Raw genomic sequence first — 12,730 nt, 5'->3', positions numbered from 1 at the left:
GCGCCTGGGGCGTCACGAAGACGGTTGAGCGCGGTAGAACATGGGGAGTCGGCACGGGGGACGACGTGCCGCGCGAACGGCGAAGGCGGTGCGTGCCAATGGGTGCACCCGGGTTTCCGGTGGCCGGCGGCAACGAGTCGGTGCGGCCGAGCGGGCTGCTCGACGTGCTCGGCATGGCCTCGGTGGTGCTGGACGCCGAGGGACGCATCGTCCTGTGGAGCCCGCAGGCCGAGGAGCTGTTCGGCTACCCGGCGCGGGAGGCGCTCGGGCAGTACGCGGCCCGCGTCATGGTGCACGAGCAGCATCTCGACCTGGTGATCAAACTCTTCGCCGACGTCATGGTCACCGGCCAGAGCTGGGCCGGCGCCTTCCCCATCCGCCGCAAGGACGGCAGCACCCGTCTGGTCGAGTTCCGCAACATGCGGCTGCTGGACGACCGGGGCGACGTCTACGCGCTGGGCCTGTGTGCCGACCGCTCGACGGTACGGCGGCTGGAGCGGGACGTGGCGCTGTCCACGCGCATGATCGCCCAGTCACCCATCGGGCTGGCCGTCCTCGACATCGACCTGCGCTACGTCTCGGTCAACCCGGCACTCGAACGGCTCAACGGCGTTCCGGCGGAGAAGCACATCGGCAGGACGATGCGCGAGGTGCTGCCGCACCTGGACGTCGACGCCATCGAGGCGGCCGCGCTCGACGTGCTGCGCAGCGGCCGCCCGCTCGTGGACCAGCTCACCGTCGGCCGGACCCCGGCGGACCCGGCGCGGGAGCACGCCTGGACGATCTCCCTGTACCGCCTCGAGGACGCCGTCGGCACCGTGCTGGGCGTGGCCGCGATGGTCGTGGACGTCACCGAGCAGCACCGGGCGGGCGTCGAGGCGGAGGCCGCGCGACGGCGGCTGGCCGTCATCGCGGACGCCACGACCCGTATCGGCACCACCCTGGAGCTGGAGCGCACGGCACGTGAGCTGGCCGAGGTGGCCGTGCCGGAGCTGGCCGACGTGGCGGCCGTGGACCTGCTGGACGCGGTGGTCGCGGGCAGACGCAGCATTCTCGGACCGACGGAGCCGGCGGTGATACGGGCCCTGGCCGTGCGCGCGGACGACGAACCGGAGGCGCTGCGGGCGGCCGACCCGCCCGGGCAGGTGGCCCGCTACGGCCCCGAGCGCCTGGTCACCGAGTGCGTGCGCACGGGCCGGCCGGTCATGCTGGCGCGGGTCGAGGAGGCCGACCTGCCGCGCATCGCACGCTCCGCGGAGGCGGCCGAGCAGCTGGCCCGGGCGGGCGTCCACTCCTATCTGGCCGTGCCGTTGATCGCGCGCGGCGAGGTGCTGGGCGCCCTCGACCTGAAGCGCACGCGCAACGCGCTGCCGTTCACCGAGGACGACCTGCTGCTCGCCCGGGAGCTGGCGTCCCGCGCGGCCGTGCAGATCGACAACGCCCGCTGGTACCAGAACGCCCGCGACACCGCCCTCACGCTCCAGCGCAGCCTGCTGCCCAGCCATCCGCCGGTCACCGGCGGCCTGGAGGTGGCCTCCCGCTACCAGCCCGCCGGTGCCACCAGCGAGGTCGGCGGCGACTGGTTCGACGTGATCCCCCTGGACGGCGGCAAGACGGCGCTGGTGGTGGGCGATGTGATGGGCAGCGGCATCACGGCCGCCGCCACCATGGGCCGGCTGCGCACGGCCACCAACACGCTCGCCTCCCTTGACCTCGACCCGGCCCGGCTCCTGGAGCACCTGGACCGCATCACCGAGGACCTGGACCACTCCATCGCCACCTGCGTCTACGCCGTCCACGACCCGGCGCTGCGGCAGTGCCGGATCGCCAACGCCGGCCACCTGCCGCCGGTCCGGCTGCGCGAGGGCCGTCCCCCGGAACTGCTCGAACTGCCCACCGGCGCGCCGCTGGGCGTGGGCGGGGTCGCCTTCTCCACCACCACGGTCGACCTCGGCCCCGGGGACCGGCTCGTGTTCTACACCGACGGTCTCGTCGAGACCCGGCAGCACCCCCTCGACGAACGCCTGGACGCCCTGCTGTCCCTGCTCGACGGCCCCGACCGTCCCCTGGAGGAGGTCTGCGACCTCCTGCTGCGCACGCTGCACCAGCCGGACAACCCCGACGACGTGGCCCTGCTCATCGCCCGCGTGCAGCACCCGTAGCGACGGCCCGGGCCCTCCGGCGGCCGCGCCCGGCATTCACAGGTACTGATTATCCGGCCCTTATCAGGCTCCTCGGACAATCACAGCAAGGCATGGCATGGGGATGCCACCCGCCGTGACCGATGGGAGCGCGCCGTGACACACGATCCGCACGAGGAATCCGCCGCCGGGGGCAGGCCGCCCGAACACCACGGCGAGACGGCACCGCAGTGGGAGGTGATGACGGGTCCGGGCGGCGCGGAACCCGCGCCGGAACCGGCCTGGGACCGGGTCTGGAGGCACCGCTCCGGCCGCGCGCGGGCGGTGATCGCGGCCACGACGGTCGCCGTGCTGGCCCTCGGCGGCACCGTCGCCTACGCCGCCACCTCGGGCGGTCCGGCTTCGGGTGCCACGCCCTCCGCCTCGGGCTCCGCCTCGGGCTCCGCCTCTCCGTCCCCGGACGGACCCTGGCACGGGCACGGCGGGCGCTGGTTCGACTTCGGCGGCATGGGCGTGCACGGCGAGTCGACGGTGAAGGACCAGGACACCGGCAAGTGGGTGGTACGGGTCTGGCAGCGCGGGACCGTCGAGAAGGTCGCCGGCGACCAGGTCACCGTCAAGAGCGAGGACGGCGCCCAGTGGTCGTGGAGCGTCGACTCGGGCACCACCGTCCTGCACGACGGCACCAAGGACACCGGGGCCGGCGCCCTGGAGAAGGGCGACACCGTCTTCCTGGTGGGCACCCGCTCGGACAGCGGCACCAGGACGGCGTTGCGGGTGCTGTCCGGGGCCTTCGACGGCAAGGGGCCGGGCGACGAGGGTTCGGGCCGCGGCCCGCACGGCGGTTTCCCGGGCCACGGCCCGCGCGGCTGGGGCATGCCCTCGCCGTCGGCGAGCCCTCCGGGGAGCGGGGCGACGACGTGACGGACGCCGTCCGTGACGCCGCCGCCCGGCACGCGCGGGTTACGGCCTGACGCCGATCACCACGTGCGCGTACAGCTCCTCGGAGACCGCGGTCGTGGTCCTGAGTCCCGCGCCGGAGAAGGTGTCGACGGCCGTTTCCGCCTGCCGTTCGCTCGTCTCCACCAGCACACAGCCACCCGGTGCGAGCCAGTCCGGCGCCTGCTCGGCGACCCGGCGCAGGACGTCCAGACCGTCGGAGCCGCCGTCGAGAGCGACGAGCGGTTCGTGGTCGCGGGCCTCGGCGGGCAGCAGGCCGACCTCGCGGGTGGGGACGTAGGGCACGTTGGCCGCGAGGATGTCGATCCGGCCGCGCAGGTCGCCGGGGAGCGCGTCGAAGAGGTCTCCCTCGTGGGCGCGGCCGCCGGCGCCGGCGATGTTGCGGCCGGCGCAGCGCACGGCGGCCGGGTCGATGTCGGCGGCGTGCAGTTCCACGGCGCCGAGGGCGGCGGCCAGGGCGGTGGCGACGGCGCCCGAGCCGCAGCACAGGTCCACCACGACCGACGCATCGGGGGCGTGGGCGAGGGCCTGTTCGACGAGGAATTCGGTACGGCGGCGGGGCACGAAGACGCCGGGTTCCACGGCGATGCGCAGACCGCGGAACTCGGCCCAGCCCAGGACGAGTTCGAGAGGCAGTCCGGCGGCCCGGCGCTCGACGAGCGTGGACAGCTCGTCCGGGGTGCGGGCGGTGGCGAGGATCAGCCGGGCCTCGTCCTCGGCGAAGACGCAGCCCGCGGCGCGCAGCGCGGTGACGACCGAGTCATGGGAGGTCAGGGGGAAGGGTGGCATGGAGCCGAGAGCCTTTCGGTGAAGCGAAGGGCACTCTCGCGGTCGCCTACCGGCGGTGATCCGCGTCGACACGAGAAGAGAGCACCCGAGCTGACACAGCGGTAATGGGTCTCACCTCCCCGGTCCCCGGCGGCCGGGACACTCCACGGCCGGACGGCAACACTACCCCAACACCCGGACACCGACGGCCTCCTCGACCTCTTCGTCCTCCGCCGACGGTGCCTCCAGTTGTACTATACAACCAGTAGTGCGAGGGAGGTCCCGGTGGACGCGGACGAGGCGGTGGAGACGATCCAGCGCGAGATGACGGCCTTCGCCCGGCGCGCCCGGGCCTCGGCGGGGCGCATGCATCCCGAGCTGTCGCTCGTGTCGTACACGCTGCTCGGGCACCTGGAGGAGAGCGGCGGCTGCCGGGCGACCGACCTGGCGGCCCACTACGCCCTGGACAAGTCCACGGTGAGCCGACAGGTGGCCGCGCTGGAGCGGGCCCGGCTCGTCGAGCGGCGCCTGGATCCGGACGATCACCGTGTGCAGGTCCTGCATCTGACCGAGGAGGGCCGCCGGATCCTCGCCCAGGTGACCGACAGCCGCCGGGCCGCGTTCCGTGAGCGGCTGGCGGACTGGCCGGAGGAGGACCTGCGGCGGTTCGCCGGATACCTGGCGCGGTACAACGCGTGGGCGACACGCGGCGAGGACGGGTAGGCCCGAACGCCGTAGAAGCCCTCTCGTCCGCTCGGGGTGAGCCGCTGCCGGCCGGGCAGGAGGCTGTGCCGGTGCGGCCGGCAGCGACGACGGAGCCTAGGACACCGCCAACTCCCTCGATTCCGTGAGGTGTTCGGGGGCGCGGGCCGCCAGGAAGGCGGTCGTGCGGCGGAGCCGGAAGCCGAGAGCCTCGTACAGGCGGATGGCACTCGTGTTGCGGGCGGAGGTGTGCAGGAACGGGGTCTCGCCGCGCTCCCGGATGCCGTGGGCGACGGCGAGGATGAGCCGGGTCGCCAGTCCCTCGCCCCGGAGGGCGGGATCGGTGCAGACGGCGCTGATCTCGGTCCAGCCCGGCGGACGCAGCCGCTCCCCCGCCATGGCCACCAGGGCGCCGTTCCGGCGTATGCCGAGGTAGGTGCCGAGCTCGACGGTGCGCGGCAGGAACGGGCCGGGCCGGGTGCGCGCGACCAGGTCGAGCATCTCGGGCACGTCGGCGGGGCCGAGAGGGACTGCCTCCGCCTCCGGGGCGGCGGGGAGGCCGTCGTCGACGAGTTGCACGCCCTCGACGTGAAAGACGACCTCCCAGTCGGCGGGCACCTCGGGGCAGTAGCCGTTCAGCGGCACCTCCGCCCCGGGGCCCGCGAGCGCGGCCAGGTCGGCCCAGTCGTCGGCGTCGGGCTCGTCGGGCAGCGCGAGCCACGGCGAGACGTCCACCGGGTAGCGCAGCACCCGGCCGCGCCGCTCGGCGAAGTGGGCGTGCGGGCCGGTCAGGGAGGCGAGGGCCGGATTGTCCAGAACGTGGCTCATCCGGCGGCCCCTGTGACGATCTCGCCCCGGACGCCCCCGGCCCCGACCGGGCGCCGCCCCGAACCCCGTCCCCGCCCGGCCGCCTCAACAAGTGCCTCGGCCTGCGGACCGCCGTACCGCGTGAAGACGCGCGCCTTCGGCATGTGCTCCCACTCTCCTTCGTGCTCAGCGCTGCCACAGGCGGCAAGGAAGATCGGGAAGCGGCTATTCCCGGGGCCCGGCAGAGTTCACACGGCGTTGACGATCGCCGGGGTCCCCGGGGCCGGGGCATACCTGACGTGCACGTACGGTTGACCACGTAAGAACCGACCTCCCTCCCGCTGGATCCCCATGAACGTCACCCGAGGCTTCACCGGGCGCCCCCGCGTCCCCGATCCGGGCCTGCCGCCCGGCCAGTACGACGCGGGCGACGACTGGCCCGTCCTGTCCGCCGAGGTCACGCCCGAACTGGCGGCGGCCGACTGGACCTTCCGCGTCGACGGCCTGGTGGAGCGGCCGCTGACCTGGGACTGGGCGCAGGCGCACGCGCTGCCCGGGTCGGCGTACGAGGGGGACATCCACTGCGTGACGGGCTGGTCGAGGTTCGGCGCGCGGTTCGCGGGCGTGTCCCTGGACGCCTTCCTCGACGAGGCGCGGCCCCTGGCGTCGGCCACCCACGCCGTCGCCTACGCGCACACGGGATACACCACCAGCCTGCCCCTGGCGGACCTGACCGGCGGGAAGGCTTGGATCGCCTGGGAGTACGACGGCGAGCCGCTGCCCGCCGAACACGGCGGTCCCGCGCGGCTGCTGGTGCCGCATCTCTACTTCTGGAAGAGCGCGAAGTGGATCGCGGGCATCCGGCTCCTGGACCATGACGAGCCGGGCTTCTGGGAGCAGAACGGCTATCACGAACGCGGCAACCCGTGGGAGGAGCAGCGGTACTCCGGTGACTGAGCGACCGACCGAGACGCGCCCGGTGTTCGTCCCCCCGACGCGCTTCGCCGTGCCCGGCCGGATCGAGGTGAGCGACCGGGGCGCCGCGCACTGGCAGACCGCCACCCTCACCGAGATCCGGCCCGAGACGCCGCACGCCTCGACGTTCCGGTTCGCGGTGCCGGCCTGGACGGGTCATCTGCCCGGCCAGCACCTGATGCTGCGGCTGACGGCCGAGGACGGCTACGTGGCCCAGCGCCACTACTCGATCGCCTCCGCTCCGGACGACGGCGGGCACATCGAGCTGACCCTGGACCATGTGGACGGCGGCGAGGTCTCGGGCTGGTTCCACACGGTGGCGCGACCCGGTGACCGGGTCGAGGTGCGCGGCCCGGTGAGCGGCTTCTTCGCCTGGCCCGGCGACCGGCCCGCGCTGCTGATCGGCGCCGGCTCCGGTGTCGTACCGCTGATGTCGATGGTGCGCCATCGCCGGGCGCGGGGCCTGGACGTGCCGCTGCGGCTGGTGGTGTCGGCACGCAGCCCGCAGGAGCTGATCTACGCGCGGGAGTTCGGCGCGGAGACCACGGCGGTCTTCACGCGGAGCGCTCCCGAGGGTGTGCCGGTGGGCCGTCTGGCCGCCGCCCATCTGGCACCGCTCCTGGCCGATCGGCCTCCCGGCGGCTGGGAGGCCTATGTGTGCGGCTCGAACTCCTTCGCCGAGCATGCCTCCCGGCTTCTCGTCGCGGCCGGCCAGCCCGTGGACCGGATCCGGATCGAACGCTTCGGCTGACGCCCCGCTCCGGGCCGCCCGGCGGTGAACGATCTCGCCGCCGCTGGGTACCCGCATCCCTGGGAAGTCGCGCGCGCAGTCGGCGCGGAGGGACAATACGGACCGGACCCCTTCAGTCCCTCCGGCTCCGGTGACGGCGGGGAGGTCGAGATGCGAACCCGGTTGCGCGGCTGGCGCTGGCGGCGCAATCCGCTGCGGCGCCGGTCGGACGTCGTGGAGACGTGGACGGTGCTGGCCGTCGCCGTGCTGCTGCTCGTGGGCGCCCCGCTGGCGGGGGCGGTGGCCGGCTGGTGGGCACACGACCACGCGCGGGCCGTCGCGGCCGAGAACCGGGCCGAACGCCACCGGGTGCGGGCCGAGGTCGTCGGTACGCCGCCCGACCGGGCCGCCACGACACCGGGCGGCCGCGACCACTCGTACCCCGTCGAGGTGCGCTGGACGGATCGGGCGGCCAGGACGCACACCGCCCGGGCGCGCGTCCCTGCGGGCACCCGGCGCGGCGACACCGTCGACGTCTGGTTCGACTCCCGCGAGCGCAGCGTTCCCCCGCCGCCCGGAGACAGCCAGATCTGGCAGCACACCGTCACCATCGGGACATTCGCCGCGGGCGGCGCGGCCGCCGTGGTGCTCCTGGCCAACGCCGTGGTCCGCCGTGTCGCCACCCGCCGCCGGCTGGCCGAGTGGGAGCGCGCATGGGCGCGCACCGAGCCGCAGTGGACGCGACGGCAGGCCGGAGGAGGACCCTAGCCCCCGTTCGAAGACCCGACCTCTCGGTGCTGCGGCCCGGCAGACGCCGCTCGTCCGACCCGTCGGACGACGACTGTTCCCGCGTCCCTGACCAGCAGATTCTTCGCCGACGGCGGATTCTCGCCGTCGAGAGATCGAGAGGCAGAGGTCTGGCGAGTCGTCCGACCACCCACGTACGGTGTGATCAACCGTACGGTCCCGACTCAAAGGCGGTCCTGCATGGCCCTGTTCGACCTCCCGCTCGACGAGCTCCGCGACTACCGCAGCGCGTCCGTCGAGCCCACGGATTTCGACGCGTTCTGGTCCAAGACCCTTCAGGAGGCCCGCGAGCACGACCTGGACGCGCGCTTCGAGCCGGTCGACACGGGGCTGACGACGGTCCAGGTGTACGACGTGACGTTCGCCGGGTTCGGCGGGCACCCGGTGAAGGGCTGGCTGACGCTTCCCGCCGGGACGCGCGAACCGGTCCCGCTGGTCGTGGAGTTCATCGGTTACGGCGGCGGGCGCGGGCTCCCGCACGAGCACCTGCTGTGGGCGTCCACCGGCCGGGCGCACTTCGTGATGGACACCCGCGGCCAGGGCAGTGCCTGGGGCGGCGGTGGCGGCACCGCGGACCCGATGGGCGGCGCCCCCGCGTACCCGGGGTTCATGACCCGTGGCATCGACGCGCCCGAGAACTACTACTACCGCCGCGTGTTCACCGACGCCGTGCGCGCCGTCGAGGCGGCCCGGTCGCATCCGCTGACCGACGCCTCCCGCACCGTGGCGGCCGGCGGCAGCCAGGGCGGCGGCATCACGATCGCCGTGGGCGGCCTGGTCCCGGACCTGGTCGCCATCGCCCCGGACGTCCCGTTCCTGTGCGACTTCCCGCGCGCCACCACCGTGACGGACCGTCACCCCTACCGTGAGATCGGCCTGTTCCTCAAGACCCACCGCGGCCGCGCCGAGGACGCCCTGCGCACTCTCTCCTACTTCGACGGCGTCCACTTCGCCTCCCGCGGCCGCGCGCCCGCCCTCTTCTCGGCGGCCCTGGAGGACCAGACGTGCCCGCCCTCGACGGTCTACGCGGCGTTCAACAACTGGGCGCACGACGACAAGACGATCGAGGTGTACGAGTTCAACGACCATGAGGGCGGGGGTCCTTACCAGGAGGCGGCCAAGGTGAAGTGGCTGCGGGCGTACGCCTGAGGGGACCGGTATGGAGACACGTGAGGCCGCGGAGCGCTTCGTCCGGGTCTGGGAGCGGGCCTGGGCCGCACATGATGTCGACGCCCTGCTGCGGCTGTACGCCGAGGAGTGCGTCCACCGTTCCATGCCGTTCCGCCGGCCGCACCGGGGCCGGGCCGAACTGGCCGACTATCTTCGCTGGTCCTTCGCGCGGGAGCGGGTGACCGACGTGCGCTTCTCGCCGCCCGTCGTCGGCCCGGACGGGGTGGCCGTGGCCGAGTTCCGGGTGCTCGTCGAGGAGGCGGGCGTGCCGTCCACCCTTGCGGGCTGCGTGTTCGTGCGGTTCGACGGGGCCGGCCTGGCGGTCGCGACACGGGACTACTGGCACACGGCGGACGGTCACGAGGAGCCGGCCGGCGACCTGTTCTTCCTGTGACCTTCCCTCCAGTCCGACCAGTCGGTACGTTCGGGGGGCCCGGATCGCGGCGGTGCGGCCCGGGCTTCCGGCGGATGACGGAGGGGCCATGGCGGAACGCGAGCCAGTCGCGCAGGGACACTGCGACGCGCGGTTCGAAGCGGTGCGCACGGCGTTCGAGGAGAACTTCCGCGAACGCGGGGAGCTGGGCGCCGCGGTCACGGTGACCGTCGGCGGTGAGGTCGTGGTGGATCTGTGGGGCGGCTGGGCCGACGCGGACCGCACCCGGCCCTGGGAGCGGGAGACCGTGGTCAACGTGTGGTCGACGTCGAAGGGCCCGACCGCACTGTGCGCGCACATCCTGGCGGACCGGGGGCTGCTCGACTTCGACGCGCCGGTGGCCGACTACTGGCCCGAATTCGCCGCGGCAGGCAAGGAAAAGGTCCTCGTACGGCATCTGCTGTCGCACCGCTCCGGCCTTTCGGGCCTTCGCGAGCCGCACTCGGTCGAGCAGCTCTACGACTGGGAGCTGACGACGCGGCGGCTGGCGGCGACGGAGCCGTGGTGGGAGCCGGGCACGGTGTCCGGCTATCACGCGCTCACCTTCGGCCACCTCGTCGGGGAGGTCGTGCGGCGGATCTCCGGACTGTCGCCGGGGGCCTTCCTGGAGCGGGAGGTGACCGGACCGCTGGAGATCGACTTCACCGTCGGCCTGCCCGAGAAGGAGGCGGGGCGGGCCGCCGAGCTGGTGCATCCGCCGGCCGCCTCCGACAGCGAACAGGCCGCCGCCTTCGGCCGGTTGACGCCCGCGGTCCTCGCCGCGCTGGCCAATCCCCTGGTGGGCGCGGCCGAGGCGAACACGCCGCAGTGGCGGGCCGCGGAGATCCCGGCCGCTAACGGCCACGGCACGGCGCGAGCGGTCGCCGCCCTGTACGGGATCTTCGCGGGGCGAGGGGCGTACGGCGGCCGGCGCGTGCTGTCCCCCGAGTCGGCGGAGCGGGTGCGCGAGGGGCAGGGCAGGTGCCGGGATCTGGTGCTCGGCGCCGGACTCGACGCCGAGACGGAGATCGGGCTCGGCCTGTGGCTGAGCGGGCCGAACGGCTCCTACGGGCCCAACCCGAGGGCTTTCGGACACGACGGCTTCGGCGGCTCCTGCGGACTGGCCGACCCCGAGACGGGGGTGTCACTGGGGTACGTCATGAACCGGATGGGGCCTCATATCGCCGACGACCCGCGGAAGACGGCACTGGTCGAGGCCCTCTACAGCGCCCTGTGAAACGCGGGTGCGGCGGTCCGGTTTCGGCCGAACCGCCCGCCCACCCTTCCCTGGTGGTTTAGACCAATGCTAGATCTGGTGGCGCACCGAGCCCGCACGGCTACCGCACGTCACCAACAGGAGGCGCGGCATGGCCCGCACCACCCCGCACGACCACTCCCCCGTCCCCGGCCCACCGCTGTACTGGCGCATCGCCACGCGCCTGCTGGACGAGCTGCACGACGGAGGCATCCCACCGGGGGAACGGCTGCCGAGCGAAAGGAAACTGGCCGAACGCCTGGGGGTAAGCCGGGAGACCGTACGGCAGGCGCTGGAGGTGCTGCGCCGGGACGGCCTGGTCGCCACCGACCGGCGGGGCAGCCACGCCACGCTGCCCGGGCCGGCGGTACGCAGCCCGGCCTCGCTCACCTTCCCGGTCGGCGCCCGGGCCACCGACCCCGCCGGCGCGGTCGACCGGGCCACGGTCACCTGGGAGCCTCCGCCGCCCGAGCACGCCGAGGCCCTCGGGCTCGACCCGCACCGGCCGACACTGGTGCACCGCTACGAGTCGGCGGGCGCGGACGGCCGGGGCCGCCGTACCGCCGTGACCTCCTTCTCCGCCGTCGCCCTGTCGGAGGTCGAGGAACTGGCCCGCTACCGCGATCGCGCCGACGGTGCCGCGACGGCGCAGCTGCGCCGGGCCTACGACTGGATGCGCAAGGCGGGTCTGACGCTGCACCACCGCGACTCCATCACCCCGCTCGCCGACGCGCCCTCGGTGCGGGTGCGACGGCGCGTGCACGACCAGTACGCGCGGCCACTGGAGATCACCGACCTGCTGGTGGACGCCCAACAGGAGGCGCTGGTCTACGAGTTCACACTGCCGGCGGCGGGCTGAGCGGCGCTCGGGCGAGCCACCGGCCTGATGAGAGAGGCCGAACGGCCCGCCCGGCGCGCCTTCCGGCCCTGCTCCGGCGGCAGCACGACGGCGATCCTTGAAGAGGGGACCGCGTGCGGCGCGGCGGCCCCGGGTGCCGCGCCGGGACCGGAGGTGCGCCATGACCGGACCTGTCGTCGTCGGAATCGACGGCTCCCCGGCCGGGACGACGGCCGCTTGGTGGGCCGCCCGCGAGGCCGCGACCAGGGGGCGGCCGCTGCTGCTGCTCCACTCCTGGTCCACGCAGCCCCTCGACGTGCCCGTCGCCCGGGAGACGCTCGGCAAACAACGGAGCGGCGGGCGGCTCCTGCAGCGGACCGAGACCGAACTGCGGAGCCGGTACCCCGGCCTGACACTGACCACGGAACTGACCTCGACGCCCGCCGCCGAGGCGCTGCTGGACCTCGGCGGACTCGCCGAGCTGCTGGACCTCGGCGGACTCGCGGAGCTGCTGGTGCTCGGCAGCCGGGGCCACGGTTCCACGGCGAGCTTCCTGCTCGGTTCGACCAGCCTGTACGTCCTGGGGGGGCACGGTGTCCGGCCGTCGTGGTCCGGGCCGGCGATCCGGCGGTCGAGGACGGTTCGGGCCGTCCCCTGGCGGCGGACCGCGGCGAGGTCGTCGTCGGCGTGAAGGAGACGGGCCCGGCCGCCGAACCGCTGCTCGAGTTCGCGTTCACGGCGGCCGACTCGCGCGGGGCCCGGGTGCGCGCGGTGCGGGCGCTTCAGCCGTTCGGGACGGTGGCCCCGGTGCGCGCGATGGCCGCCGGTCACGCCTACAGCCGTCACGAGGCGGAGGAACACGCCCGGCTCACGGCCGCCCTGGCCCCCTGGCGGGAGAAGTTCCCCCAGGTACCGGTCGTGGAGCAGGTGGCGGCCGGTCCGGCCACCGCGGTGCTGCTGTACGCCGCGGAGCACAGCGAACTCACCGTGCTGGGACGAGAGCGCCATCCCTCGCACCTGACCTGGAAGCTCGGGCCGGTGACCCACGCGGCCCTGCACCACATGCCGTGCCCGGTCGCCGTCGTCCCGCACGACTGACCTCGGCCGTCCGCCGGGCGGGCAGGCAGACAGGCAGGCAGGCAGGAGAGGACAGCCGCCCCGCGTA

14 protein-coding genes are annotated in these 12,730 nt (G+C 74.0%); 12 read left to right on the top strand and 2 right to left on the bottom strand.

The window, feature by feature from the left end:
• The first annotated feature begins 98 nt into the window (after nt 1-98).
• Together ACIGDI_RS07725 and ACIGDI_RS07720 are read left to right on the top strand one after the other, a co-directional pair.
• Nucleotides 99-2,162: a SpoIIE family protein phosphatase gene (locus ACIGDI_RS07725; RefSeq protein WP_399892029.1), complete on the top strand. Its 2,064-nt coding sequence runs from the start codon at nt 99-101 to the stop codon at nt 2,160-2,162.
• A gap of 135 nt (nt 2,163-2,297) precedes the next feature.
• On the top strand, nt 2,298-3,065 hold the full coding sequence (locus ACIGDI_RS07720) for a hypothetical protein (protein WP_399892026.1): 768 nt from the start codon (nt 2,298-2,300) through the stop codon (nt 3,063-3,065).
• 39 nt (nt 3,066-3,104) lie between these two features.
• On the opposite strand, the gene ACIGDI_RS07715 is transcribed toward ACIGDI_RS07720, so the two are convergent.
• Complete coding sequence (locus ACIGDI_RS07715) at nt 3,105-3,890, bottom strand: putative protein N(5)-glutamine methyltransferase (RefSeq protein WP_399892022.1); 786 nt, start codon at nt 3,888-3,890, stop codon at nt 3,105-3,107.
• 264 nt (nt 3,891-4,154) lie between these two features.
• On the opposite strand from ACIGDI_RS07715, the gene ACIGDI_RS07710 reads away from it, so the two are divergent.
• Nucleotides 4,155-4,592 (top strand): MarR family winged helix-turn-helix transcriptional regulator, encoded by a 438-nt coding sequence (locus ACIGDI_RS07710; protein ID WP_399892019.1) that lies wholly within the window; start codon nt 4,155-4,157, stop codon nt 4,590-4,592.
• A gap of 96 nt (nt 4,593-4,688) precedes the next feature.
• Here the strand turns inward: ACIGDI_RS07710 and ACIGDI_RS07705 are convergent, their stop codons facing one another.
• Complete coding sequence (locus tag ACIGDI_RS07705) at nt 4,689-5,399, bottom strand: GNAT family N-acetyltransferase (protein WP_399892016.1); 711 nt, start codon at nt 5,397-5,399, stop codon at nt 4,689-4,691.
• A 330-nt stretch (nt 5,400-5,729) separates the two neighbouring features.
• Between ACIGDI_RS07705 and ACIGDI_RS07700 the strand changes: the two genes are divergently transcribed.
• The 9 genes from ACIGDI_RS07700 (at nt 5,730) to ACIGDI_RS07660 (ending at nt 12,663) form a co-directional block, all read left to right on the top strand.
• On the top strand, nt 5,730-6,335 hold the full coding sequence (locus ACIGDI_RS07700) for a sulfite oxidase-like oxidoreductase (RefSeq protein ID WP_399892013.1): 606 nt from the start codon (nt 5,730-5,732) through the stop codon (nt 6,333-6,335).
• A gap of 49 nt (nt 6,336-6,384) precedes the next feature.
• Complete coding sequence (locus ACIGDI_RS07695; RefSeq protein WP_399892981.1) at nt 6,385-7,104, top strand: ferredoxin reductase; 720 nt, start codon at nt 6,385-6,387, stop codon at nt 7,102-7,104.
• A gap of 150 nt (nt 7,105-7,254) precedes the next feature.
• On the top strand, nt 7,255-7,851 hold the full coding sequence (locus tag ACIGDI_RS07690; RefSeq protein WP_399892010.1) for a hypothetical protein: 597 nt from the start codon (nt 7,255-7,257) through the stop codon (nt 7,849-7,851).
• 219 nt (nt 7,852-8,070) lie between these two features.
• Nucleotides 8,071-9,039 (top strand): acetylxylan esterase, encoded by a 969-nt coding sequence (locus tag ACIGDI_RS07685; protein ID WP_399892007.1) that lies wholly within the window; start codon nt 8,071-8,073, stop codon nt 9,037-9,039.
• Nucleotides 9,040-9,049: 10 nt separating this feature from the next.
• Nucleotides 9,050-9,454 carry a nuclear transport factor 2 family protein gene (locus ACIGDI_RS07680; RefSeq protein ID WP_399892004.1) on the top strand — a complete coding sequence of 135 codons (405 nt, stop codon included), beginning with the start codon at nt 9,050-9,052 and terminating at the stop codon, nt 9,452-9,454.
• Nucleotides 9,455-9,542: 88 nt separating this feature from the next.
• Nucleotides 9,543-10,709: a serine hydrolase domain-containing protein gene (locus tag ACIGDI_RS07675; RefSeq protein ID WP_399892001.1), complete on the top strand. Its 1,167-nt coding sequence runs from the start codon at nt 9,543-9,545 to the stop codon at nt 10,707-10,709.
• A gap of 130 nt (nt 10,710-10,839) precedes the next feature.
• Nucleotides 10,840-11,586: a GntR family transcriptional regulator gene (locus tag ACIGDI_RS07670; protein WP_399891998.1), complete on the top strand. Its 747-nt coding sequence runs from the start codon at nt 10,840-10,842 to the stop codon at nt 11,584-11,586.
• Between the two features lie 160 nt (nt 11,587-11,746).
• Nucleotides 11,747-12,256 (top strand): universal stress protein, encoded by a 510-nt coding sequence (locus ACIGDI_RS07665; RefSeq protein WP_399891995.1) that lies wholly within the window; start codon nt 11,747-11,749, stop codon nt 12,254-12,256.
• On the top strand, nt 12,253-12,663 hold the full coding sequence (locus tag ACIGDI_RS07660) for a universal stress protein (RefSeq protein WP_399891991.1): 411 nt from the start codon (nt 12,253-12,255) through the stop codon (nt 12,661-12,663). The genes ACIGDI_RS07665 and ACIGDI_RS07660 overlap by 4 nt, the downstream gene beginning before the upstream one ends.
• Nucleotides 12,664-12,730 lie beyond the last annotated feature (67 nt).

The organism is Streptomyces sp. NPDC085900, assembly GCF_044540925.1.
GTDB lineage: Bacteria > Actinomycetota > Actinomycetes > Streptomycetales > Streptomycetaceae > Streptomyces > Streptomyces gilvifuscus.
The sequence above is the reverse complement of the archived record's forward strand: the minus strand, read 5'-3'. Positions and strand labels throughout refer to the sequence as shown.